A 23,147-nucleotide genomic window follows, 5' to 3' on the forward strand; every position below is an offset into this window, starting at 1 on the left:
ACGGCGGCTTTGGCGCTGCTCTTGCTGGCGGCTTGCGGTTCTCGGGACGATCCTGCGCCCGAGCCGGTCGACGCGCGGCAATACGACAGTTTCTTCCTGTGGAGCGGCGTCGCGCCGCCGGATTACCTCTCCGATGCCGAGAGCGTCTACCTGCTCTGGGGCGAACTGCGGATGGATGATCCCGAGCATGTGGTCGCCCTGCGGCGCGAGGTGCCGCGCAATCCCGGCCCCGAGCTGTGGCTGGTGGTGCGCGCCGAGCGGCTCGACTGGGGCGAGCCCGCCTATGCCGAACTGCTCGCGCAGGCCGAACGCTGGCGGGTGGCGGGCAACCCGCTTGCGGGCGTGCAGGTCGACTTCGATTCCGCCACCTTGCGGCTGGGCAGCTATGCACGATTCCTGCGCGACCTGCGCGGGCGCATGCCGGACGACCTCAAGCTTTCCGCCACCGGCCTGATGGACTGGACCACCGGCGCGGCGGACGACGACCTCGCTGCTTTGGCCGAAGTGCTCGACGAGGTCGTGGTGCAGACCTACCAGGGCCGCTCCACCGTGCCCGGCTACGAAGCCTACCTGCCCTCTCTTGAACGGCTGGAAGTGCCTTACAAAGTGGGCCTGGTCGAAGGCGGCGAGTGGCAGGAACCCGACTGGCTACCAGGCGATCCCGAGTTTCGCGGCTACGTCGTATTCCTCCTCGCGCCCTAGGCGGCAAAGCCGGTTGCGGCTGGCGCACCGGGTGACTATTCCGGCCAGCGAGAGGGGAATAGTCGATGGATCTGGGAATTCGTGGCCGCAAGGCGATCGTCAACGGCGGCAGCGCCGGCATGGGGCGCAGCGCGGTGCTGTCGCTGGCGCGCGAGGGCGTGGAGTGCTTCGTCTCCGCGCGCGGCGAGGAGCGGCTGGTGGCCGCTTGCGAGGAGATCGCTGCCGAAACCGGGGTGAAGGTCACCCCCATCGCCACCGACCATTCCACCGAAGAGGGCCGCGCGAAGATCCTCGCTGCCTGTCCGGATCCCGATATTCTGGTCGGCACCTGCTCGCCGCCGCCGATGACGCCCGACTACTCTGCCATCACCGAGGCGCAGTGGCGCGAAGCGATCGACATTTCGCTGCTCTCGCCCGTCGCCTTCATGCGCGATGTGCTGGACGGCATGGTGCAGCGCAAGTGGGGCCGGATCGTCAACATCGCCACGGTGGCGGCCAAGTACCCGGGCGAAATCCGCGTACTTTCCGGCGCCACGCGGGCGGCGCTGACCAACTACACCGTCGCCGTGTCGAAGGTGGTGGCGAAGCACAATGTCATCATCAACAACCTGCTGCCGGGGATGCACCACAGCGCCTTCGTGGAGAAGCAGTTCAACGAGCGCGCTGCGGCCAAGGGCATCACCTACGAAGAGGAAGTCGCCGAGTTCTCCAAGCTCTGGCGCATCGCCGCCGAACGCTTCGGTGACTGCGATGACGTGGGCGACATGACCGCGATGTTCTGCAGCCAGCAGGCCAATTACATCACCGGGCAGAGCCTGGTGATCGATGGCGGGGCGACCACCTCTACCTTCTAGGAGCAGTCTGCCTTCACCAGGTCGGCGCCCTTTTCGCCGATCATGATGGCGCTGGCATTGGTATTGGCCCCTGGCACGGTGGGCATGACCGAGGCGTCGATCACGCGCAGCCCGTCGATCCCGCGCACACGTAGTTCGGGGTCGACCACGGCCTGCGGATCGGTGCCCATGCGGCAGGAGCCAACCGCGTGCTGGCCGATCACGGCCACGTCCCTGATCCATGCCTCCAGTTCCTCGTCGCTGTCGACCTGTTCTCCCGGCATCAGTTCGGTGCCGGTCAGCTCGGCTTGCGGGCTGGTGCGATAGATCCGCCGCGCCTCGCGCACGCCGCGGATCATCGTCTGCACGTCCCACGGATCGTCCATGATGTTCAGCGTGATGGCGGGCCGCTCGTGCGGCTCGGCGCTGCGCAGCTTCATCCAGCCGCGGCTGCGCTGGTTGAGCAGCACCACACCGCAAGCGAACTTGTGCTCGGGTTCCGGAACGAACGGCGGCAACCACGGCGTGACCCCGAAGGCGACGGGATTGGCCATCAGCTGGATGTCGGGCTGGGCGAGTTCGGGATCGGTCCGCAGGACAACGTTGCAGCTGTTGAGCTGGGTGGCGAACTTGCCGCTGCCGAACAGCAGCCATTGCAGCACGTGCCGCGCCACGCGGTCCACCCGCAGCTCGCGCACGAAAGTGACGGGCTTCGTTGCCTGCCACTCCATCCAGCAGCAGGGGTGTTCGGAGATGTTGCGGCCTACACCGGGCAGGTCCGCCCGTACGTCGATGCCCAGTTCGGCGAGGTCCTCCGCCGGGCCGATACCCGACATCAACAGCAATTGCGGCGAGTTGTAGACGCCGCCGCAGAGGATCACTTCGTGCCGCGCGCGGACCTGGCGAACCTCGCCGCCGCGTTCGTATTCGACGCCCACGGCGCGGCCGTCCTCGAATAGGATGCGGTGAGCGAGCGCCTGCTGCCGCACCTCCAGGTTGGGTCGGGAAAGGGCGGGGCGGATATAGGCCGCCGCCGTGCTGGCGCGCCGACCGCGCTTGTCCACGGTGACTTCGCCCAGTGCGGGGCCTTCGGCGTCGGCCCCACTGATGTCGTCGGTTCCGGGATAGCCTGCCGCCAGCACGGCATCGCGCATGGGCTGGTGCAGCAGGTGTCCGGTCTGGATCGGTTCCACCCGCAGCGGGCCGCCTTTGCCGTGGAACTCGTTCTCGCCGCGCCAGCTGTCCTCCATCTTGCGGAAGTAGGGGAGGACATCGTCGTAGCTCCACCCGCGCGCGCCCATCTGCGCCCAGGTGTCGTAGTCGTTGGGATGGCCGCGCATGTAGAACATGCCGTTGATCGAGCCCGATCCGCCCATCACCTTGCCGCGCGGCAGCCACAGCTGGCGCCCGCCGAGGTTGGGTTCGGGTTCGCCCATGTCGCCCCAGCTGAGCGAGGGGTCGAACACGGTCTTGAGGAAGCCCAGCGGCATGGAAATGGTCAGCTTGCGGTCGCTGCCGCCCGCTTCGAGCAGCAGGACCGAGACGTCCGGGTCCTCGCTCAGCCGCGCGGCGACGACGCAGCCCGCGCTGCCTGCTCCCACGACGATGTAGTCGAACTCATCCATCAGGCCTTGTCCTTGCGGTACAGCAGCGGCTCCAGCGGCGGTGGCATGGGGCGGGCCACGCGCTCGCCGTCCTGCCCGGCAAAATTGCCCAGCACGGGGCCGGACCAGTCGCGGATCACGCGGCGCGACAGCCGCCAGTCGCCGTCCTCGAACTGCAATTCGTCGTGGTACCAGCCCATCACATAAAGCAGGTGCGGCCCGTCACCCTGCCGCAGCGCGACGGTGACGTAGGACCTAGCGAGCGCGTGCCCGTCGCCCGGCGTGATGACCGTGTTGGTGACATGGTGTTGCCGCCCGGCAGAGCTGGGCAGGTCACGCAGCACGGTGACGAAGTGTCGCAAGGCGTCATGCCCGCGCCATTCCAGCGGCTGCTCGAAGGCATCCCATTCGAGCACGCCCCGCTTGCAGAAGCAGGCGACGAAGGCTTCGACGTCGCCGGTATCGAGCGCCCATGCCAGTTGCGAAATGCGCTCACGGATCGCCAGCCGGTCTGCGGTGTCGAGGGTGATTTCTGCCATCAGGTGACCCGGTAATAGTCGAAGAAAGTCGAATTCCCGCGTCGCTCCGCCACGCCGACGAACATGGTGCGGGTGAGCCATTCGTGCGGTCCGGCGGGTGCCTCGAAGCGCGGGGTACAGCGGACGTAATTTTCGTCCGGCCCTACCGTCTCGCCCGCCTCGATGCGTGCAAAGGCGTCAGGGCTGGACCAAGCGAGGCCGCTGTTGTGGACGTAGATCGGCGTGCCGTCGTCCGCTTCCAGCATGTAATGTGCGTCGAATTCGACCAGGCCGCCTTGCCAGAAGCGCGGCCAATCACCGCCAGAGTTGGGAACGACGCGGCCCGCCAGCATCGGGCCGGAGACTTCGCCGCCCGCCAGCCCGACGAAACCGCGCGTGAAGCTGGTGCCGCCGGGGGTGAAGCGCGTGCGCGGCCCCTCCGGAAAGTCCAGCCGGACGTGGAACGCCAGTTCCAGCGCAGGTGTCTGCAAGCGATCCTCCCCTTCCTCTTGCGCCCGCCTTTCGGCTAGGCCCCGTGGCACGACTAACGGAGGGGCGGCCCGAGTGGAAGAGTTCGACTGTATTGTTGTGGGCGCCGGCAGCGCGGGCTGCGTGCTGGCCAACCGGCTGAGCGCGGACCCCACCAAGCGGGTGGCGCTGGTGGAAGCGGGGGAGGACAGCCGCAACCTGCTGATCGACAGCCCGCTGACATGGATGCAGGCAGCGGCCGATCCGCGCTTTGGCTGGGGCTTCATGGCCGAACCCGATCCGCACCTCGACGGGCGTAGCCAGCCGGTGCCGCGCGGGCGCATGCTGGGCGGCAGCTCGGCGATCAATGGCACCATGTATATTCGCGGCGCGGCGGCGGATTACGACGCATGGCGCGACATGGGCCACGCGGGTTGGGGTTACGACGATGTCCTCCCGTTGTTCCGCCGGTCCGAGGCGAACTGGCGCGGGGCGGGTGAATATCACGGCGAAGAGGGCGAGATGGCGGTCTCCCCCATGCAGCCCGATCCGCTACTGACGCCCACCTTCCTCGAAACCGCCCGGGAGCTGGGCCTGAGCGAGTGCCCCGACTTCAACGTCGCCGCACCCGAAGGCTTTGGCATTCCTGACTGCACCATCCGAAAGGGCCGCCGCGCCAGCACCATGCGCGCCTTTGTCGATCCGGTGGCAGGGCGGCACAACCTTGCGGTCCTGTCCGGCTGCACGGTGCGCCGGGTGCTGCTGGAGGACGGGCGCGCCCTGGGCGTCGAGGTGGAGCGTGGCGGCAAAGTGCGCCAGATCGCGTGCCGGGGCGAAGTGGTGCTGAGCGCCGGAGCCTTCGGCAGTCCGCAATTGCTGATGCTGTCCGGCATCGGGCCTGCCGCCCACCTGCACGAGCACGGCATTGCTGTGGCGGCAGACCTTCCCGGCGTGGGGCAGGACCTGCAGGACCATCCCATCGCCATGGCGCTCTACAAGTCCGCCGTGCCGATCGACTTCAACCGCCAGATCCGGCTCGACCGGTTGGCGTTGAACCTGCTGCGCTGGGAGTGGAACGGCTCTGGCCTGTTCAGTCAGAGCCCCATGTCGGTGCAGGGCTTTGTCCGCTCGGGCGAGGAGCAGGACCGGCCCGATATCCAGTTCCAGGTGGTGCATTCGGGCTATGACGCCCAGCCGTGGTTCCCCGGCTGGCGCAAGCCGCCCACCGACATGTTCAGTTGCGGCGCGATCCTGCTAAACCCCGAAAGCCGGGGCGAGGTAACGCTGGCGAGTGCCAATGCCCAGGCCCTGCCCAAGGTGCAGTTCAACTTCATGAGCGCCGAGGGCGACCGCGAGCGGCTGCGGCGCGGCTTCCGTTTTATCCGACGCTTCTTCGATACGGCTCCCGCGCGTGATCTTGCGGCTTTCGAGATGGCGCCTGGTCCCGATGCGCAGGACGACGAGGCCATCGAGGCCTGGCTGCGCGCCTCGTTGATTTCTGCGGGGCATCCGGCCTGCACCTGCGCCATGGGCAGCGTGGTCGACAGCGAGCTTCGGGTGCAGGGCGTGCGCGGGCTGCGGGTGGCCGATGCCTCGGTCATGCCCGCACTCATTCGCGGCAACACCCATGCGCCCACGGTGATGATCGCGGAGAAGGCGGCGGACCTGCTGCGCGCGGTCTAGGTACGGCGGGCGGCGCGGCCCGAGGAATCGAAGCCGATCACCGCCAGCGCCACCACCAGCAGGGCGGCCAGCACGCCGATGGCGAGCGAGAAGTTGCCTGTTACGTCCACCAGCGCACCGGTCAGCCAGGGGCCGACGATCCCCCCTGCCGTGCCGAACATGCTGATCAGGGCAATCGCGCCAACTGGCACCTTGTCGCCGCCGAGGCGCACTGCGCCGGGAATGGCCCAGAACACGCCCTGCGCCGCGCCCACGCCGAAGCCAGTCAGCGTCAGCAGGGCCAGCACCGGCCAGCCGGGCTCGAGGAAGGCCGCCACCATCATGGCAACGCCTGCCAGCGCACTGGGAATGCCGACGTGGAGCAGGCGCTCGCCCGAGCCGTCCGAATGGCGGCCGTTGAGCATCAGCCCCAGCGCCAGCCCCGCCATGGGCAAGGCGCTGAGCGTGCCGATCATGAATTCGCTGTCCGTCACGGCCAGCTGGCGCACCAGCTGCGGCAGCCAGAAGACCAGCGCGTAGGAACCGGTCATCACCAGCAGCCAGGTGAGGCAACAGCGCCAGAGCCAAGGGTCGCGGGCGATCTCGCGCCAGGCCGGGGTGGGCATTTCGGTCTGTTCCTGCCTCACGAATTCGGCGGCGAGCCACCGCCGCTCGTCATCGTTCAGCCAGCGGGCCTTGTCCGGGCTGTCGACGAAATAGAGCGCGGCCACCACCGCCAGGATGACGTTGGGGATGGCGATCACGAGGAACATGTAGCGCCACGATGCCATGTCGAGGGTATTTTCGATGCCCAGCAGCCAGCCGCACAGCGGCCCGCCCAGCACCATCGACAGCGGTACGGCTACCAAGGCCCCGGCCATCGCGCGGGCACGGAGCGAAGGCGGGGCCCATTGCGAAATCAGCCAGGTCATGCCGGGAGCAAAGCCCGCCTCGGCCATGCCCAGCAGGAAGCGCGCGGCGTAGAATTCCTCCAGGCTGCGGATATGCGCCATCCAGAAGCCCGAAACGCCCCACAGCAGCATGGAGACCAGCAGCCACGCCTTGATGCCCCAGGCACGCAGCAGCCGCACGTGGGGATACTGGAACAGCAGGTAGGCGATGAAGAACATGCTGACGCCTTGCCCGAACTGGTCGCGCGTCAGGCCCAGGTCTGCCGACAGGGCGGAGCCGGCGTAGCTGACGTTCACCCGGTCGATGGAATTGACGAAGGTGAGCATGGCGATCGGCAGGATCAGCCACAGCGCCAGCTTCACCCAGACGCGTTGCTGCATGGTTTCCCGATCCGGCTGGTCCAATCTGCCCTCCCTCATCCCGGCCCGCAGGAACCACGATTGGCTGGTGGTGTAAAGTTGACACCGGCGCAGCCACACAGTTGGCTGCTTGCCGGACGTTCAGGTGCTGACGCGGAGGCTCAGTCCGGTTTGCCTATTGGTGGATCTTGGCGAGCAGGGCGCGCAGCTGCGCGATCTCGTCTTCGCTGAGGTTGGCCGTCAACGCCTTGTCAGACATCTGCACCTTCTGCCGCAGGTCGGCCAGCTGGCGTTCGCCTTCCTCGGTCAGGTGGATGCCGAAGGATCGGCGATCCTTCGGCTCCGTCCGCCGGTCGACGCAGCCGCGGTCCTGCCAGAAGTCGATCGTCAGCGTCGTGGCCGGGCGCGACAGGCCCAGCGCGGCCCCCAATTGCGATTGGGTGGCGCCAGGGTTCGACCCGATCAATTCGAGCATGGAGACGCGTTGCGGGGTGATCGCGGGATCGTCCACGTGTTTTACCAGCAGGGTGTAGCCGATAATCCACACCACTTTCAGCGGGAAGCCGGTGATGTCTTTCAGCTGGCCGTAGTCGAGCGGCCCGCTTTGCAGCTTTGGCGCCCGTCTGCGCACCGCATCGGCGGTGATCAGCGTGGCATCCCCCTTGTTGGCGTGATTCTTCACTTTGCCCATCTGGCGAACCTGACTGGTGTCGCTGCAATGTGCAAGCAGGTGTTACAGTCGATATCAGTTATTGACGATAACAATGTGGCGATCTAGGCGGCCTCTGCGCAGTCAATGGGAGTGGCTGCACGTACTGGGAGAAACATTATGACCGTTCGGACTTCGCTCCGGCGGGCGACGCTCATGAGCCGTACCGCGCTCGTCGGCCTTGCCGCCATCACCACCATTGTCGCCAACCCGGTCGCCGCGCAGGATGCTGCCGACGAGGAAACCGGCGCGGAAGAAGGTGCTCAGCAGAACACCATCGTCGTCTCGGCCCGCCGCCGCGAGGAATCCCTGCAGGATATCCCGGTCGCGGTTTCGGCCTTCAGCGCAGAAACGCTGGAAGCGCGCCAGATCAGCCAGACGCAGGACCTCGAGCGGATCACTCCGAGCCTGCAGTTCAAGCCGGCAGGCCAGCTGTCGGGCAACAGCTCTGCCTCGGTCGTCTTCATCCGCGGTATCGGGCAGCTTGACCCGACCGCCGCTGTCGACCCCGGCGTCGGCGTCTACATCGACGAAGTCTATGTCGGCCGTTCGGTCGGCGGCACCATCGAGTTCGGCGACATCGCCAGCGTCGAAGTGCTGCGCGGCCCGCAGGGCACGCTGTTCGGTCGTAACACCATCGGCGGCGCCATCCTGGTCCGCACCCGCGAACCGGAGCTGGGTGAGTTCTCCGCCCGCGGCCGCGCGCGCGTCGGTTCGGACGACCTGGTCGAAGGCTTTGCTGCGCTCAACGTGCCGCTGGGCGGCAATGCCGCAGCCCGCGTTTCGGGCGGTTTCCGCCAGCGCGATGGCTACGTGATCCGCGCCTTCGACGGGCTCGATCTGGGCAACGAGGATGTCTACACCCTCAACGGTGCCTTCCTGTGGGAAGCCACGCCGGACTTCGAGATCCAGCTGCGCGCCGACTACACCAACCGTGACGAGAACGGTGCGCCGTTCACCTTCGCCGGTATCAACGAGAACGCCCCGGTTCCGGCCATCGTCAGCGTTGCTGCCGGCTGTCCCGGTGCGACCATGCCGTTCCCCGGTACGCCGGCCCCCGGTGCGCCCTTCGTGCCCAATATCGACGATGCCCGCTGCGCCAACGATTTCCAGGCCCTGGGCAATTTCACCAACGGCGGCACGGCTGACGTGCTCAGCACTTCGGAAGTCTGGGGTGTTTCCGGCACGGCCGAACTGCGGCTGAGCGATGCCTTCACGCTGAAGAGCATCACCGCTTACCGTTCGACTGAGTCGCGCGGTATCCGCGATGCCGACAACACGCCGTTCCTGATCATCACCACCGATGTCGGCTCGGAAGCCGAACAGTTCAGCCAGGAGCTGCAGCTGCAGTATTCGGGCACTTCGGTAGATGCCATCCTGGGCGGCTACTACTTCGACGAGGACACGCTGGAGCGGGCAACCGTGCCGCTGTCGTTCCCGCCGTCGCCGCCGGTGATTGCCTCGATCCTGGCCGGTGGCCCCGGCTCGCGCGACCTGCAGTTCTCGACGCTGGAAACCCGCTCGTGGGCGGTGTTCGGTGAGCTCGACGTGGACGTCACCGACGCGCTGAGCATCAGCGGCGGCCTGCGCTATACCGAAGATCGCAAGAGCTACACCGGTATCGTGTTCAACCTGTTCCCGGGCGACCAGGCCGATCCGTCGCCGCTGCCGACCACGGCCATCCCCGACGGCGGACCGCTGTTCATCTACCCGGACCTGAACCGCGACACCTTTGACGCTCTGACCGGCTCGGCCAGCATCAGTTACGAGTTCGCTCCGTGGTTGAACGGCTACCTGTCCTACGCCCGCAGCTTCAAGTCGGGCGGCTTCAACACCCGCTACAACGCGCCACCCCCGGGTTTCCGCCCGGTCTCGTTCGACGAGGAGTCGGTGGACAGCTACGAAGCTGGCCTGAAGGCAGACTGGGGTGACATCCGCATCAACCTGGCCGCGTTCCAGGCCGACTATGCGGATATCCAGCTGATTTTCCGCCAGGGCGTGGTGCCGCTGCTGTTCAACGCCGGTGAAGCCCGCATCCGCGGTTTCGAAGGCGAAGCCAACATTCAGCCGTGGGGTACGGGTATCACCATCGATGCCGGCTTCAGCTTCCTGAACGACGAGATCCTGTCGATCACGCCGGTTCCGGGCGCAACGGCCACGGTGCAGCCGGGCGACGAATTGCCGCTGACCCCGTCGTTCACCATGAACTTCGGTCTCGGCTACGAATTCGACCTGGGCGGTGTTTCGGTGACCCCGCGCTTCGACGGCAGCTATTCGTCGAGCGTGACCTTCATCACCGGCAGCGTCGCCGAGATCGAGGAAGACGGCTACTTCGTCGGCAACCTGTCGCTGAACGTCGACCTCAACGAAAACTTCGCCGTGCAGGCTGGCATCACCAACCTGTTCGATTCCGAATACCTGATCCAGGGCAATGCCTCGCTGGGTACGCTGGGCTATGCCGAGCGCATCTACGCCCGGCCGCGCACCTGGTACCTGCAGGTTTCGGCAGAGATGTAACAAGGCTGGCCGCGCGGGGGCGACCTCGCGCGGCCGCTTGCCATCGCAGCAATCCAGGCAGCGGCAGGCGAAAGCCTTGCCGCTGTCTTGCTTTGAGGCGCCGAAGAACCAACGGCCTTTCCACCGGGGGCAACCGCGCCTAGGAGGCTGGCCATGCTACCGCGCGAAGAGATTGCCACGGCCCAGATCCCCGGTGGGGACAGCCTTACCCTGATCAGCCACGGGCGTGATTTCATCATCATGCTCGGGCGTGACGAGTTGATGGGCACGCGCATGCAGTTCAGCGAGGAACAGCTTGCCGTGTTGACGCTGGAGCGGCTGTCGGTGCCTGCCCCGCGCATGCTGATTGGCGGCTACGGCATGGGCTTCACCTTTCGCGCCGCGCTGGCGGGCCTGCCCGAGACCGGCGGCGAAGTGGTGGTGGCCGAAGTGGTGCCTGAAATCCTCGATTGGGCGAAGGGACCGCTGGCGCACCTCACGGGTGGCACGCTGGACGATCCGCGCGGACAGGTGGTGCTGGCAGATGTGGCTGCGCTGGTGGACGATGCCGTCGACGGCACCACCCCGCGCTACGATGCGATCCTGATGGATGTCGACAACGGGCCCGACGGGATCGTGCGCGACGGAAACGAGCGACTCTATACCCGCACCGGCATTGCCCGCATGCGCGATGCGCTGAACCCCGGCGGGGTGCTGGCGATCTGGTCCGCCGCGCCCGATCACAAGTTTACCGGCCGCCTGAAAGACGCGGGACTGGACGTCGACGTACGCACCGTGCGCGCTCGCCCCAACAACAAGGGCCCGCACCACACGATATGGTTCGCTCGCCGAAGAGGATAGCTAACTGCGCTTCCCTGATCGCATCCTGCTGCTAGTGTATTAGGCAAACCTAATCTGGGAGAGGACAGGATGAGCGAAGAACAGATCGATTTCGAGAAGGTGCAGGCGCTGGCGGGCAAGGCCATCGGCGATGTCGCGGGCGCGGTCAGCATCATGATGGCCTATATGGGCGACCAGGCCGGGGTGTTTGACGCCATGGACGGCGAAGGCCCGATGACGCTGGACCAGCTCACGACGAAGACGGGCATGGAGCCCAAGTACCTGCGCGAATGGCTGGGGTCGGTCTCGGCAGCTGGCTACGTCACCTTCGATCCGGAAAACGAGACCTTCGAATTGACGCCCGAACAGGCGCTGGTGTTTGCGCGCGAAGGTCAGCCCGCCTGCATGCAGGGCTTCTTCCAGGCGGTGATCGCGCAGTACGAGATGCACGAAAAAGCCGTGGAAGTGTTCAAGACCGGGCGCGGACGCGACTGGTCGGAGCATTCGCCCTGCCTGTTCTGCTCGACCGACCGCTTCTTCCGTCCCGGCTATGCCGCGCACCTCGTGACCGAATGGCTGCCCGCGTTGGACGGCGTGACCGACAAGCTGGAAGCGGGTGCCAAGGTGGCCGACATCGGCTGCGGCTATGGCTCGTCCACCGTGCTGATGGCGCAGGCCTATCCCAATTCGCACTTCGTCGGCATCGACTTCCACGAACCCAGCATCGAGGCCGCGCGCGAGAAGGCCAGGGTAGCGGGCGTTTCCAATGTCGAATTCCAGATGGCGACGGCGCAGGACTATCCCGGCGACGGGTTCGACTTCGCCTGCATCTTCGACGCCCTGCACGACATGGGCGATCCGGTCGGCGCCGCGCGGCACATCCGCGAGACGCTGAACGAGGACGGCACGTTCATGCTGGTGGAGCCGCTGGCGGGCGACAAGATGGCCGACAACATGCACCCGCTGGGGCAGATATTCTACGGCTTCAGCTGCATGGGCTGCGTGCCCGCATCGCTGGCCCAGCCGGTGGGCATGGGCCTAGGCGCGCAGGCGGGCGAGAAGCGCCTCACCGCCGTGCTCAACGACGCTGGCTTCACCAATGTCCGCCGCGCGCACACCACGCCGACCAACATGGTGCTGGAGGTGAAGGGCTAGGCTTCCGGCTGCATCGGCAAGGCGCCGAGGTAGTCACGCTTGCCCAGTGGCAGCCCGTGATGCCGCAGGATCGCGTAGCCGGTGGTGGTGTGGAAGAAGAAGTTCGGCAGGCTGAAGCCGGTCAGGAAGTCCTGCGCCAGGAAGGGCCAGCGCGTGTCGCGGAATTCGAACCGCATGGGCTTGTCGAGCAGCCCTTCCACCGCATTGCGATCGAGCGCTTCGAGGTAGGCAATGGCCTCCGCGATCCGCTCGCGCAGCCCCACGAAGGTCTCCGGATGGGGTGACAGGTCCGGCGAGAAGACGCCCTTGAAGCACCCTTCCAGCGCGCCCTGGCTGTGCATGGCGCAAGCGCGCAGCTGGCGGTTCAGCGGGAACATGTCCGCCGACAGCTTCGCCTCGATCAGCTCGGCTTCGGAGAGGTTCTCATCGCTGGCAACCACGTCGGCGACCTTGGCCAGCCAGCCGTGGGTGGCGTGCAGCGATTGCAGGAAGACAGGCACGGTGGCGTCGTAGAGGGAGAAGGTCATGGCAGGCTCCTGCAAGTGGCAATGGCCGGTGGCTGCCAGCGCGCTGATAGCTTTGCAAGTATTGCCGCTTTGCTAGTGACATTCGCTGTGGCGCTGGCATGGTGCGCGCAGGGAGTGGATGGGAATGGACACATTTGCGGGTCGCACCGCCTTCATCACCGGTGGAGCCAGCGGTATCGGGCTGGGCATGGCGCGCGCTTTCCTGGAACAGGGAATGCAGGTCTCGCTGGCCGACTTCAGCGACGAACACATTGCCAGTGCGCAGGAACTGCTTGCGGGGCAGGACGGGGTGTTCTTCGTTAAGTGCGACGTGGCCGACCGCGATTCCGTGCAGGCGGCAGCCGAAGCCACCGTGGCGCAGTTCGGCAACATCCATGTCCTGTGCAACAATGCCGGCGTTAACGGAGGCGGCAAGGCGGCTGACCCCGATTTCGAGGCATGGGACCGCGCCATGGCGGTCAACCTCGGCGGGGTGATCAACGGCACCAAGATCATTGTCCCGATGATGCGAGCGGCGGGAGAGGGCGGCCACGTCGTCAACACCAGCTCGATGGCGGGCATGGTGCCGCTGCCTAACCTCGGGGCCTATTCGACCAGCAAATACGCCATCCGCGGTTTCTCGGAGAGCCTGCGCATCCAGTTGGCGCGCGACGGGATCGGCGTCTCCTGCCTCTTCCCCGGCGCCACCCGCACGGCCATCGTCCCGCTGCCCGAAGACGATCCCTCCATCGACGCGGAGAACGCCCCGCAGTTCCTCAAGGACCTGTGGGAAGCCATGCGCGGCGCTATCGACCCGCTCGACACAGGCCGTGCCGTGGTCGAGGCGATCCGCGAGAACCGCTTCTACATTTTCACGAACCGCGAGTTCCTGCCCGAAGTGATCCAGCGCCACCGCGAAATCGAAGCCGCCTTCCCCGATGACGAGCCGACAGAAGCGCGCACCCGGTTCGAGGCGAAACGCTCGGAAATGGTCCGCCGGATCATGGCTCCGGGCCCCTATCAGGGAGAGAGCAGATGAGTGGGCCGGCCCCGCTGGTATTCTTCGACATTGCCGCCAGCGAAGGCGAGCAGCAGCGCGCCTTCTATGCTGGTATGTTCGACTGGCAGATCGGCGATGACATGCGCTTCTCGATCGACGCCCAGGCGCCCATGCAGGCGTTGCTGAGGGTCGAGGCGGAGCACGACGTGCCGATCCGCGAATGCGTGCTATACTTCGGCGTCGAGGACGTCGGCGCGGCGCTGGATAAGGCCAAGGACCTGGGCGGCGGTGTCGATTTCGGCCCCATGAGCATTCCCGGCATGATCACCCTTGGTCTTGCCATCGACCCCGCGGGCAATCGCGTGGGACTGGTTCACTGGAAAGACGGCGCGATGGTGATCCCGCCAGCAGGAGAAGCATGATGGCGAGCACACCTCGCGATACCACCACTTTTACCGACGCCCTCAACGCGCAGAAGATGAAGCCTGTGCAGTGGGCGATTGCCGCCACATGCATGCTGGTGCTGGTGTGTGACGGCATCGACCTGCAATTGCTCGGCACGGTGGCCCCTGCGGTGATGGAATCCTTCGCCGTTTCGCGCACGGTTTTCGGCATTGCCATGATGGCGGCGCTGATCGGCTTCGGCCTTGGCGGCTGGGGCGGCGGCTGGCTGGGCGACAAGCTGGGCCGGCGCTGGACGCTGGCGCTGTCCGCCGTGGTCTTTTCGCTGGCGACGGTAGGGGCATCGACCTCACATGGTACCGAAATCCTGTCACTGGGCCCGCTCTCCGCGCCGCTGGCGGTATGGGAAATGGCCGGTTGGCGATTGCTCGGCGGCCTCGGCTTCGGCGCGGCCTATGCCAACGCGCTGTCGATGGCTGGCGAGTGGCTGCCGGACCGGTGGCGCCCGATTGTCGTCAGCACGCTGGCAGTCGGTACGCCCATCGGCGGCACCATCGTCGGCTGGATCGGGCCGGACCTGGTAGAATCGCGCGGTTGGGACGGCACCTTCGTCGTCTTCGGTATCGCCACCCTCATCGTGCTTATCCCGATCCTGCTGGTGCTGCGCGACAGTCCTTCGTTCCTGCTTGTCCGCGGAAAAACGGAGGCAGCCCAGCAAAATGCGCGCATGGTGCTGGACGAGGACGTGACCCTGCTGCCCGACACGCACCACACCGATACCGCGGAAGGGCCGCAGATCGGCGTCCTGCACCGGTCGAACCTGCGGCTGAACGTGGGCATCGGCATCGCCTTCGCCGCCGCCACGTTGGTGGCCTACGGCATCCTCAGCTGGGGCACGACCTTCCTCACGGCGCAGGACTTCACGCTGGATCAGGCCGGCAATGCCGTGGCCCTGGCCGGGATCAGTTCCATGGTCGGTTCGGTCATGGTCGGCGAAGTGATGCGCCGGCTGGGTTCCAAGCTGGTCATGGCCATGCTCAGCGCGATCCTGGTCGTGTGGATGCTGGCCATCGGCTACGTCATGGAAGGCCTGCCGGACGTGCTGGACGACGGCACGCGCACCATGGTGACCTGGTTGGTGGGCCTGTCTGGCTTTGCCTTCAGCGCCTCCATCGCCGGCTTCTACGTGATGATGACTGCGGGCTATCCGTCCAGCTGCCGTTCGGCCGGTATCGGCTTCGGCATCTTCATGAGCCGCATTGGCGCGGTCTCGGCAACCGGCTTTGGCGGCTGGCTGCTGGACCTTGGCGCGGGCAGCACCTGGCCGTTCTTCGGAGCGCTGGCCGCTGCCTCCGTGCTGGTGGCGGCGGCTGCCTTCGTGGTCGATCGCCATGTGCCACCGCTGAAGCGCTAGTTCGTCAATTCTGGGCCCCGCTTGCGCGTTTGCCGCAGGCGTGGCATTTTTCCCTTCGTGAAGGCCATCGTGGGACACCAAGAGGTGGCCGCGAGCATCGTTCCTTGATGGGAGGGACCAGGATGCCGAACGACCGAAAGACAATGCTGGCGGCGCTCCATGCGATGGGAGAAGCGCCCGACGTTTGGGCGGGACGGGAGGCTGTGATGCATGCCTTGGGCCTGCTGGATATCGAGGCTGCGTTCTTCCTCGCGCCGCTGACGCCAGACCCTCGGGTAGGGCGCGTATTGCTGACCATGGGCATGTCGAGTGTGTGGGAACGGCATTACCGCGCGCGGCTCTACCTGATCGATCCCTTGCCGCGTATCGCGCTGGAAACGCCGCTGGCATTTTGCTGGCCACGCGATGTCGACATGGATGGCCTGAATGACAGCGAGCGGCGCTATCTCGCGATCGCAGAGCAACATGGTCTGGCCTCAGGGATCGGGACCGTCGGTTATGGCCCCAGCGGGCGCATGGGTTTCCTCGCTGGCATCTGGTCCAAACCGGAGCCGCCATCGGACGAGACCCTGATGGCAGTTCACCAGATCGGCCAGGTTTCGTTCGTGCGCTATTGTCAGATCGTTCGCGACGACTTCGAAGTGCCGCCCCTGTCGAACCGCGAACTCGAAGTGCTTGAGTGGATGTGTCGGGGAAAGAGCAATCCCGTTATTGCCGAAATCATGGGCGTGTCGCGCAGCTCGATCGACACCTATATCCGCCGCATCTTCGCCAAGCTTGACGTTACCGATCGTACCGCTGCTTGCATGCGCGCCTATTCGCGCGGGCTGGTTGTCACGGACGAAGTTGAGCGGCGGGTTGAGCGCGCCAAGCGCATAGGCCTGGGCCCGCGCGAGGACTGAAGCGCAAATCATTGGGGACATGAGCGCAATCCAAGCGATTGCGTGACATGACCTGCCGACTGGCCTCTCCTAACCGCCCGCCGAGGCGCTGGCATCCTTCGGGTCGCACCGTGGAGTGCCCTAGCGTCCGGGCGCTCCGGACACCCATCGTTCGGAGCGCCAAATTTCCTCCTTGTGAGCCGGTCCTCCCCCCTTACCCCCCGGACCGGATTGCAAAACAGAAACGCCCTTCGATCCTGGTGATCGGAGGGCGTTTTTGATTCCGGCTTTGGCAATGCGCCGAATTCGCTGCCGACAGTGTGCATGCCGATAGCAAGAGGCCCGCCTTCCGCTGCCGGAAGACGGGCCTCTTGGGTCGTGGGCTTTGTCCGGGCGGCCTAGCGTACGCGCGGTCCACCAAAAGGCAGCGGCGGAGGGGGACGGCGGGCGCCGCGAGGCAGTTGGGCCTGGTAGGCCCGGCCGCAGTGTTCGACGCAGTAAGGAAACCCGGGGTTCACCTTCACGCCGCAGAAATGGAAGTCCGGCTCGCCCGGATGGCCCATCGGCCAGCGGCAGACGCGGTCGTTCAGGTCGAGCAGGCTGGTCTTGTCGGCAATCGACGGATCGGGCTTGGCCGGCACCAGTCGGCGCGGCGGGGCCGGCGGGATAGGAGCCTGCTGGTCACCCGGACCCTGGCGCAGGAAGCCGCCGGGACCGTAGGACACGATCTTCGGCAGGTCTTCCTGCCGGTTGGGGATCGGCTGGCTGTTAGTGCCTGGGGAGGCTGCAGCAGGCTTGGGCTCCGGCTTGGCGGTGGCTGGCGCTTCCTTTGCCTTCTTGGCTGGCGCCGGGGCCTTGGCCTTGGGTGGCGGTGCCTTCGCCGGTGCCGCTTTCTTCTTGGCAGCCTTTTTCTTGTCGTTGGCTTTCACCGGACTGGGGCGCGCCTTCAGGCCGAGGCGGTGTGCCTTGCCGATTACCGCGTTGCGCGACACGCCGCCCAGTTCGGTAGCGATCTCGCTCGCGGTCGCGCCGCCCTCCCACATCTTGGTGAGGGTTGCGATGCGTTCTTCGGTCCAGCTCATGGGTGATGAAATTCCGTCATTGGTGTTCTTGCCCGACCGGCCTCTTGTCAGCAGGACATTGGCCAGATAGGCGCGCCGGTATGGCTGATCAAGCACCTGCAACCGCCGCACCGGCACGGGAATTCGCGCCAAAGGGAGAGCCGCAGATCACCGGGATCAACCGGATCGGTCTGTGGAGTCTCTATATTAAGGAGTGCCGCCGTTTTCTCAAGGTGCAGACGCAGACTGTCTGGGCCCCTGCGGTAACAACCCTGCTGTTTCTGGTGATCTTCACCGTGGCGCTGGGCCGTGGCGGGCGCGAAGTGCTGGGGGTGAACTTCGGCACCTTCGTGGCACCGGGCCTGATCATGATGGGCATGATGCAGAATGCTTTCGCCAATTCCAGCTTCAGCCTGCTGGCGGGCAAGCTGCAAGGGACGATCATCGACCTGCTGATGCCGCCTTTGTCCGAAGCCGAACTGATGATCGGTATCGTCATGGCCGCAATCACGCGCGCGGTGATGGTAGGCGGCGCCGTGGGCCTCGCCATGTGGCTCTATCCCGGTGTCGACCTGCACCTGGCGCACCCGTGGGCCGTCGTCTGGTTCGGCCTTATGGGTGCGGCCATGCTTGCTATCGTCGGCTTGCTGGCCAGCATCTGGGCAGAGAAGTTCGATCACAACGCGGCGATCACCAACTTCATCGTCGCCCCGCTCAGCCTGCTATCGGGTACGTTCTACGTGATTTCGAACCTGTCGCCGTTCTTCCAGGCGATCAGCAAGGCGAACCCGTTCTTCTACATGATTTCCGGCTTCCGCTTCGGCTTCCTCGGCGAAAGCGACATAGGCAACACCAATGCCGACGTGGTCAGCGCGGCCATCGGGGTCGGCGTGCTCAACCTGGTGCTGGGCTTCATTACCTACCGGGTGCTGAAGTCCGGCTGGAAGATCAAGTCCTGAGCTAGTGCGTCAGGCTGCGGCGCAGGAAGTAGCGGCCTGAGCGGAAGTCCTCGAACAGCTGGTTCACCTGCGGGTGGTCGATCGGTTCGCCGTCGGTGTCGACCACCAGGTTCTGCTGGCTGACATAGGCGACGTAGGAGCTGTCCTCGTTCTCGGCCAGCAGGTGGTAGAACGGCTGGTCGCGGTTGGGGCGCTGGCCTTCGGGGATCTGCGCAAACCATTCTTCCGAATTGGCGTAGACCGGGTCGATATCGAAAATGACCCCGCGGAAGTCGTGTTTGCGGTGGCGCACGATGTCGCCGATGGCAAACCTGGCCCGCGAACGGCGGGGGGCGTCGATCTGGCGGCCGGCCTGTGCAGAGTAGAAAACCGAACGTTCCATATTGCCAGATATATGGTCGCGCGCGGCGGTAACAACCTGCCCCTTGGGAAAGTCCCCCGATTTCGTGCCGGAAGGCACACGAAGGGACTTGGCAAGGGCGCAGCCTTTCGCTAACCGCCGCGCTTCCCAATCGACTGCGGGTTTATGTCTTAGACACCTGTCTTGCGGAGAGGTGCCGGAGTGGTCGAACGGGGCGGTCTCGAAAACCGTTGAGCCCTTATGGGGTTCCGAGGGTTCGAATCCCTCCCTCTCCGCCACACACCCTCAGCATTAGTCTCTGGTTACAGGTACCTGGCGCAAGCCCGCGGAACAGGCGGCCTTCCGGCCCTACTTCCGTGAAAGCGCCATCGTCTCTCGCGGGTACTGTCAGAGCAATTGCACCGGCCAAGGGAACGAGCGAGATCACCTAAGGCAGGGCTATGCCTCGTCCCAGAAGGCCGGCCAGCCCGTTTCGCTATTTCAACCCATCAGTCGAGATCATCCGTCCGGTGGTGATGTATGTCGATCTTGCTGCGTCGATCGGAGACAGGCTGCGATCAGGCTGACAGCACCCTTTCTTCCCAACTATTCGGAGAAAGTCAGAAAGCCGATGCCATAAAGAAGCCCACCAAGGACGAGGACAGCTATCGTCAGCAGGATCACAAGTATCAGATTGGAGATCGGCTGAACGTCAGGATACTTCGCTTGCGCCTCGTGAACCCAGTGGTCTTTGCTATCATCCGGAGTTGGTGGGGCAAATGCAGGGGCGGCAAGTTGCACAGCGCTGACTACCGCTGCCCCAATCGGTTCGTCGAACGCGACACCGAACTCATAGCCAAAGTCGGAATAGGCTTCTCGGACAATCGTCGCGGTTATGGGACCAGCTTCAGGTAATACGAGTTCGATATTTTCGCCGATTTGAAAACTGGCAGATGTCTGTATCCGCATACCTGTCGTCGAGAGATCTATTATCAGAACCCGCGTCGTCCGACGCTGTTCAATCTCGTCGAGGCCTTGATCGAGGGTCAAGCGCTTTGCGCCGCGTCGCTCGGTTGAATATCTAGGCTGAGATAGGTGGGCAACCTTCGGTAGCATCGTAGACCTCCAAGTCCACGATCACGAAATCGAACTAAGATAAGGTTAAGATTGCCTTACTTGTTGTCGCGGAATCGAAGTGATGGCTGTGCACGTTTCACAGCGGCGGCGACTCGCACTGCGTATTTCGATCATCGAAGGTTGGAATGGTAAATTTGCTGTTAGATTTGTGTGCAGGGCTGGGACGGGCCGCAAATTTCGACGGGGGCTTCATCGCCGCGCGAGAGGTGAGCACTCTTGGGTAAGAATATATAAAACATAGAAATAATGGCGGAGCAGGCCCGGAATCCGATTTTTCCCAAGATCCGGATGCCGACTGTCAAGTAGTTAACAAACTTGTAACCATATCAATTTGCTGGTCTCATCATGGCTTGTGAGCGGACTCAGGGGAGAGCCCGCTCTCGCAACAGTTTGCGGCCGGGGGCCCCTAAAGCGCTTCTGCCTGCAAGTGGGGTAGAAGATGAACGAAGAACTGAACGAATTCGGCGGCGAACTGTCGGGCGATGAATCCGTCACGGATGTTGCAGCGGGCGGCAAGCCCTCGCAGGGCAGCAAGCAGGCAACCACGCAGGTCATGGCGCCCGACGCCGGGAATACCGTGGTGCTGCCAGCCGGCCAGACTATCGAGAGCCTTGATTTCGATGGCCGCGACCTCGTCATCATCCTGGCTGACGGGACGCGGATTGTTGTCCCCGACGGTGCCATCGTTGTCCCGCAACTTGTCGTTGATGGTGTTCCCATTCCGCCAGCCAACGTCGCCGCATTGCTCACGGGCAATGAGCCTGAGCCTGCAGATGGCCTGACGCCAAGTTCAGGAGGCAATTTTGCTACTGACCCTGGCGAGATCCAATCCGCCTATGATCTCGGCGACCTGCTTCCCTACACCGAGCTGCCGCAGAACGAGCAGCCCGAAGAAGAGATCATCCCGGACCTTATCGACAATGAGCCCGACGTTGTCATCGTAACCCCCGACAACCCTGGTGGTGACGAAGACAACCCGGTGGGCGTCGAAAACGCCATTGCCCTCGTCCGCGAAGACGGCCTGCCCGAGCGCGGCGACGAGCCTGAAGGCACCGACGCCGCAAGCGACGGGGAAACCACCAGCGGCACGATCATCTTCATCGCTGAGGACGGCCTATCGGCAATCCTGATCAATGGCGTGGAAGTGACTACCGTCGGGCAAGAGTTCGTTTCGCCTTTCGGTACGCTGACGATCACCAGCATTGATCTTGGCACCGGCGAAATCGGCTTCAGCTACACTTTGGCCGACAATACGCTGGGAATCGAAGCTGATGGCTTCTTCGAGGCCACGGTAGTCGATACCGATGGTGACGTGGCGACGGCTTCCTTGCAGGTGATCTTGGTCGACGACAGTCCGATTGCCGCAGATGATATCGGCATTGTTCCTGCCGGTACCCATGCACCGATCGAGGGCAATGTCCTCGACAACGACGTGTCCGGTGCCGACGACTTCCCTGTTGATGGCGGGGTGACTGGTTTCAGCAACCAGGGCGGTTCGGCTGAGCCCGGCACCGCTCTGCAGGGCGAATATGGCGTCCTCACGCTCAACAGCGATGGCAGCTACACCTATGTTCGCGACGTAAACACGCCCGGCGGCGTCGAGGAATCCTTCGACTACTCGGTTGTGGACCAGGACGGCAGTACTTCGTCTGCCACGCTCCTCATCCAGGTCGGGGACGCGGACGACACGATCATCGCGCCGCAGATCGGCGAAGGAACTATCGTTGACGAGGGGGGGCTTCCACCGCGTACCGACGAACCGGCCGGCACCGGCGAGATCGCCGACAACGATGCCGAGAACGACAGCGATACCAGCGAAACAACCAGCGCGACGGTAATTTTCAACTCGCCGGATGGCGTGGCCGACCTGAGCGTGAACGACGTCTCGATAGACCAGGGCAACCTGCCGCAGACGGTGATTTCCGACGACACCGGGGTGCTTGTCATCACCGAGGTAACCTACGACCCGGTTACAGGTGACGGCACCATCACCTACGAATACACCTTGGTCGATAACACGGCTGGCGATGACACCTCGGTTTCGTTTGAGCTTTCCGTTACCGATCTTGATGGCGACACTGCCAGCGACACGCTGACCATCACCATCGTCGACGATGAGCCGAGTGCCAATGCGGATGCGGATTCCGTTACCGAGGATGGTCCGCTGGTCGCCAGCGGTAGCGTGATGACGGCTGTCGATCCGGCTCCCGGCGATGCCAATGCCAGCGATGGCGTGGCGGATCTCGAGGGCGCGGATGGCGCACAGGTGACCGGTGTTGCGTTCGGCTCGGCACCGGGCGACGTTGTCGGCAACGTGGGCACGGGTGTTGCAGGCACCTACGGCTCGCTGTCGATCGCGGCGAACGGGGACTATGTCTACACGCTGGATAACACCAACGCGGCGGTTCAGGGGCTGGATGGCACCGAGAGCCTGAGCGAGGTGTTCACCTACACCATCACCGATGGCGACGGCGATACCAGCACCACGACGGTGACGATCACGATCAACGGCGCGGACGACGGCGTGACCATCAACGGTCTCGACGGTGCCGGCGCGGAAGAGACGCTGTACGAGGACGATCTTGCCGACGGCAGCTCGCCTGATGCGCCTGCGCTGACGCAGACCGGTACGTTCACGGTGGACAGCCCCGACGGGCTGGCGACCTTGGCCGTTGGCGGTGTGACCGTGTTCGATGCGAGCGCTTCCACAACCTATCCGGTGACCATCGACGATCCGGTCTATGGTTTGCTGACGATCACGGGTGTGACGCCGACGTTCGATATCGCTGGCGATGTTGTCGCGGCCGTAGTCAGCTACAGCTACACGCTGCAGGATAACTCGGTGCTGCATACCGGGGCGGACGATGCTTCGTTTACGGACAGCTTCGATGTCGTGGCTACGGACACCGATGGTTCGAGCAATACTGCTTCGCTGGACATTACGATCGTGGACGACATCCCGGTTGCGGATGACGATGCGAACAGTGTGACCGAGGGTCTTGGCAACACGGCGACGGGCAATGTCTACGACGGTGTCGGGGCGAGCGCCGGGGATGATGCGGACACGATCGGCGCGGACGTTCCGGCCGGCGGGACCGAGGTGACCGGGGCCTACTTCGGTGTGGAGGCGGATCTGGGGACCGCGACGGTGACCGCGGTTGCCGGGGCGACGGTGATCAACGGCACCTA

Annotated in this window: 21 protein-coding genes and 1 tRNA gene; 13 read left to right on the plus strand and 9 right to left on the minus strand. The window is 64.8% G+C overall.

Annotation, left to right across the window (positions count from 1 at the left end):
• Positions 1–9: 9 nt before the first annotated feature.
• Both AAEO60_RS02940 and AAEO60_RS02945 read left to right on the plus strand, forming a co-directional pair.
• Entirely contained in the window at positions 10–702 is a 693-nt protein-coding gene (locus AAEO60_RS02940; RefSeq protein ID WP_341672154.1) for a DUF3142 domain-containing protein, read from the plus strand.
• Positions 703–767: 65 nt separating this feature from the next.
• Entirely contained in the window at positions 768–1,556 is a 789-nt protein-coding gene (locus tag AAEO60_RS02945) for an SDR family NAD(P)-dependent oxidoreductase (protein WP_341672155.1), read from the plus strand.
• Here AAEO60_RS02945 and AAEO60_RS02950 read toward each other — a convergent pair.
• The 3 genes from AAEO60_RS02950 to AAEO60_RS02960 are packed head-to-tail and all read right to left on the minus strand — an operon-like array spanning position 1,553 to position 4,148.
• Positions 1,553–3,160 carry a GMC family oxidoreductase gene (locus AAEO60_RS02950; RefSeq protein ID WP_341672156.1) on the minus strand — a complete coding sequence of 536 codons (1,608 nt, stop codon included), beginning with the start codon at positions 3,158–3,160 and terminating at the stop codon, positions 1,553–1,555. The two genes, AAEO60_RS02945 and AAEO60_RS02950, sit on opposite strands and share 4 nt — an antisense overlap.
• Positions 3,160–3,678 carry a nuclear transport factor 2 family protein gene (locus tag AAEO60_RS02955; protein ID WP_341672157.1) on the minus strand — a complete coding sequence of 173 codons (519 nt, stop codon included), beginning with the start codon at positions 3,676–3,678 and terminating at the stop codon, positions 3,160–3,162. The genes AAEO60_RS02950 and AAEO60_RS02955 overlap by 1 nt, the downstream gene beginning before the upstream one ends.
• On the minus strand, positions 3,678–4,148 hold the full coding sequence (locus AAEO60_RS02960; protein WP_341672158.1) for a DUF3237 domain-containing protein: 471 nt from the start codon (positions 4,146–4,148) through the stop codon (positions 3,678–3,680). The genes AAEO60_RS02955 and AAEO60_RS02960 overlap by 1 nt, the downstream gene beginning before the upstream one ends.
• A gap of 73 nt (positions 4,149–4,221) precedes the next feature.
• On the opposite strand from AAEO60_RS02960, the gene AAEO60_RS02965 reads away from it, so the two are divergent.
• Positions 4,222–5,808, plus strand: a complete 1,587-nt coding sequence (locus AAEO60_RS02965) for a GMC family oxidoreductase (protein WP_341672159.1) — start codon at positions 4,222–4,224, stop codon at positions 5,806–5,808.
• Here AAEO60_RS02965 and AAEO60_RS02970 read toward each other — a convergent pair.
• Together AAEO60_RS02970 and AAEO60_RS02975 are read right to left on the minus strand one after the other, a co-directional pair.
• Complete coding sequence (locus AAEO60_RS02970) at positions 5,805–7,103, minus strand: MFS transporter (protein WP_341672160.1); 1,299 nt, start codon at positions 7,101–7,103, stop codon at positions 5,805–5,807. The genes AAEO60_RS02965 and AAEO60_RS02970 overlap by 4 nt on opposite strands.
• Before the next feature lie 130 nt (positions 7,104–7,233).
• Positions 7,234–7,749 carry a MarR family winged helix-turn-helix transcriptional regulator gene (locus AAEO60_RS02975; RefSeq protein ID WP_341672161.1) on the minus strand — a complete coding sequence of 172 codons (516 nt, stop codon included), beginning with the start codon at positions 7,747–7,749 and terminating at the stop codon, positions 7,234–7,236.
• Between the two features lie 174 nt (positions 7,750–7,923).
• Between AAEO60_RS02975 and AAEO60_RS02980 the strand changes: the two genes are divergently transcribed.
• The 3 genes from AAEO60_RS02980 to AAEO60_RS02990 all read left to right on the plus strand — a co-directional run bounded on the left by AAEO60_RS02980 (position 7,924) and on the right by AAEO60_RS02990 (position 12,258).
• The gene (locus AAEO60_RS02980; RefSeq protein WP_341672162.1) at positions 7,924–10,284 is read left to right on the plus strand and encodes a TonB-dependent receptor; all 2,361 of its coding nucleotides are present in this window, start codon (positions 7,924–7,926) and stop codon (positions 10,282–10,284) included.
• Positions 10,285–10,437: 153 nt separating this feature from the next.
• Positions 10,438–11,124: a spermine/spermidine synthase domain-containing protein gene (locus AAEO60_RS02985; RefSeq protein ID WP_341672163.1), complete on the plus strand. Its 687-nt coding sequence runs from the start codon at positions 10,438–10,440 to the stop codon at positions 11,122–11,124.
• A 69-nt stretch (positions 11,125–11,193) separates the two neighbouring features.
• Entirely contained in the window at positions 11,194–12,258 is a 1,065-nt protein-coding gene (locus AAEO60_RS02990; RefSeq protein ID WP_341672164.1) for a class I SAM-dependent methyltransferase, read from the plus strand.
• On the opposite strand, the gene AAEO60_RS02995 is transcribed toward AAEO60_RS02990, so the two are convergent.
• A complete protein-coding gene (locus AAEO60_RS02995; protein ID WP_341672165.1) occupies positions 12,255–12,785 on the minus strand; it encodes a DUF1993 domain-containing protein in 531 nt (176 codons plus the stop codon). The genes AAEO60_RS02990 and AAEO60_RS02995 overlap by 4 nt on opposite strands.
• 124 nt (positions 12,786–12,909) lie before the next feature.
• Here AAEO60_RS02995 and AAEO60_RS03000 point away from each other — a divergent pair, with 124 nt between their 5' ends.
• From AAEO60_RS03000 to AAEO60_RS03015, 4 genes are all read left to right on the plus strand, one after another.
• Complete coding sequence (locus AAEO60_RS03000; protein WP_341672166.1) at positions 12,910–13,803, plus strand: SDR family NAD(P)-dependent oxidoreductase; 894 nt, start codon at positions 12,910–12,912, stop codon at positions 13,801–13,803.
• Positions 13,800–14,186, plus strand: coding sequence for a VOC family protein (locus tag AAEO60_RS03005; protein ID WP_341672167.1), 387 nt, complete (start codon positions 13,800–13,802; stop codon positions 14,184–14,186). The genes AAEO60_RS03000 and AAEO60_RS03005 overlap by 4 nt, the downstream gene beginning before the upstream one ends.
• On the plus strand, positions 14,186–15,580 hold the full coding sequence (locus AAEO60_RS03010) for an MFS transporter (RefSeq protein WP_341672168.1): 1,395 nt from the start codon (positions 14,186–14,188) through the stop codon (positions 15,578–15,580). The genes AAEO60_RS03005 and AAEO60_RS03010 overlap by 1 nt, the downstream gene beginning before the upstream one ends.
• Before the next feature lie 206 nt (positions 15,581–15,786).
• A complete protein-coding gene (locus AAEO60_RS03015; RefSeq protein WP_341672169.1) occupies positions 15,787–16,482 on the plus strand; it encodes a helix-turn-helix transcriptional regulator in 696 nt (231 codons plus the stop codon).
• A gap of 377 nt (positions 16,483–16,859) precedes the next feature.
• Here the strand turns inward: AAEO60_RS03015 and AAEO60_RS03020 are convergent, their stop codons facing one another.
• Entirely contained in the window at positions 16,860–17,543 is a 684-nt protein-coding gene (locus AAEO60_RS03020) for a GcrA family cell cycle regulator (protein WP_341672170.1), read from the minus strand.
• Between the two features lie 80 nt (positions 17,544–17,623).
• Here AAEO60_RS03020 and AAEO60_RS03025 point away from each other — a divergent pair, with 80 nt between their 5' ends.
• Positions 17,624–18,481, plus strand: a complete 858-nt coding sequence (locus AAEO60_RS03025) for an ABC transporter permease (protein WP_341672171.1) — start codon at positions 17,624–17,626, stop codon at positions 18,479–18,481.
• A gap of 1 nt (position 18,482) precedes the next feature.
• Here AAEO60_RS03025 and hspQ read toward each other — a convergent pair whose 3' ends face one another.
• Entirely contained in the window at positions 18,483–18,863 is a 381-nt protein-coding gene (gene hspQ, locus AAEO60_RS03030) for a heat shock protein HspQ (RefSeq protein ID WP_341672172.1), read from the minus strand.
• Between the two features lie 166 nt (positions 18,864–19,029).
• Here hspQ and AAEO60_RS03035 point away from each other — a divergent pair.
• Positions 19,030–19,120 (plus strand) — tRNA-Ser (locus AAEO60_RS03035).
• Between the two features lie 307 nt (positions 19,121–19,427).
• Here the strand turns inward: AAEO60_RS03035 and AAEO60_RS03040 are convergent.
• A complete protein-coding gene (locus AAEO60_RS03040; RefSeq protein WP_341672173.1) occupies positions 19,428–19,871 on the minus strand; it encodes a PilZ domain-containing protein in 444 nt (147 codons plus the stop codon).
• A gap of 526 nt (positions 19,872–20,397) precedes the next feature.
• On the opposite strand from AAEO60_RS03040, the gene AAEO60_RS03045 reads away from it, so the two are divergent.
• On the plus strand, positions 20,398–23,147 hold a 2,750-nt coding region (locus AAEO60_RS03045; protein WP_341672174.1), incomplete at its 3' end, for a beta strand repeat-containing protein.

It is taken from the genome of Aurantiacibacter gilvus, assembly GCF_038289935.1.
Classification (GTDB): domain Bacteria; phylum Pseudomonadota; class Alphaproteobacteria; order Sphingomonadales; family Sphingomonadaceae; genus Alteraurantiacibacter; species Alteraurantiacibacter gilvus.

Bases quoted from the DNA above. Each gene is read 5' to 3' on its own strand.
- AAEO60_RS02945 (WP_341672155.1), top strand. From the start codon at position 768: ATGGATCTGGGAATTCGTGGCCGCAAGGCGATCGTCAACGGCGGCAGC.
- AAEO60_RS02950 (WP_341672156.1), bottom strand. From the start codon at position 3,160: ATGGATGAGTTCGACTACATCGTCGTGGGAGCAGGCAGCGCGGGCTGC.
- AAEO60_RS02955 (WP_341672157.1), bottom strand. From the start codon at position 3,678: ATGGCAGAAATCACCCTCGACACCGCAGACCGGCTGGCGATCCGTGAG.
- AAEO60_RS02975 (WP_341672161.1), bottom strand. From the start codon at position 7,749: ATGGGCAAAGTGAAGAATCACGCCAACAAGGGGGATGCCACGCTGATC.
- AAEO60_RS02980 (WP_341672162.1), top strand. From the start codon at position 7,924: ATGAGCCGTACCGCGCTCGTCGGCCTTGCCGCCATCACCACCATTGTC.
- AAEO60_RS02985 (WP_341672163.1), top strand. From the start codon at position 10,438: ATGCTACCGCGCGAAGAGATTGCCACGGCCCAGATCCCCGGTGGGGAC.
- AAEO60_RS02990 (WP_341672164.1), top strand. From the start codon at position 11,194: ATGAGCGAAGAACAGATCGATTTCGAGAAGGTGCAGGCGCTGGCGGGC.
- AAEO60_RS02995 (WP_341672165.1), bottom strand. From the start codon at position 12,785: ATGACCTTCTCCCTCTACGACGCCACCGTGCCTGTCTTCCTGCAATCG.
- AAEO60_RS03000 (WP_341672166.1), top strand. From the start codon at position 12,910: ATGGACACATTTGCGGGTCGCACCGCCTTCATCACCGGTGGAGCCAGC.
- AAEO60_RS03005 (WP_341672167.1), top strand. From the start codon at position 13,800: ATGAGTGGGCCGGCCCCGCTGGTATTCTTCGACATTGCCGCCAGCGAA.
- AAEO60_RS03010 (WP_341672168.1), top strand. From the start codon at position 14,186: ATGGCGAGCACACCTCGCGATACCACCACTTTTACCGACGCCCTCAAC.
- AAEO60_RS03015 (WP_341672169.1), top strand. From the start codon at position 15,787: ATGCATGCCTTGGGCCTGCTGGATATCGAGGCTGCGTTCTTCCTCGCG.
- AAEO60_RS03020 (WP_341672170.1), bottom strand. From the start codon at position 17,543: ATGAGCTGGACCGAAGAACGCATCGCAACCCTCACCAAGATGTGGGAG.
- AAEO60_RS03025 (WP_341672171.1), top strand. From the start codon at position 17,624: ATGGCTGATCAAGCACCTGCAACCGCCGCACCGGCACGGGAATTCGCG.
- hspQ (WP_341672172.1), bottom strand. From the start codon at position 18,863: ATGGAACGTTCGGTTTTCTACTCTGCACAGGCCGGCCGCCAGATCGAC.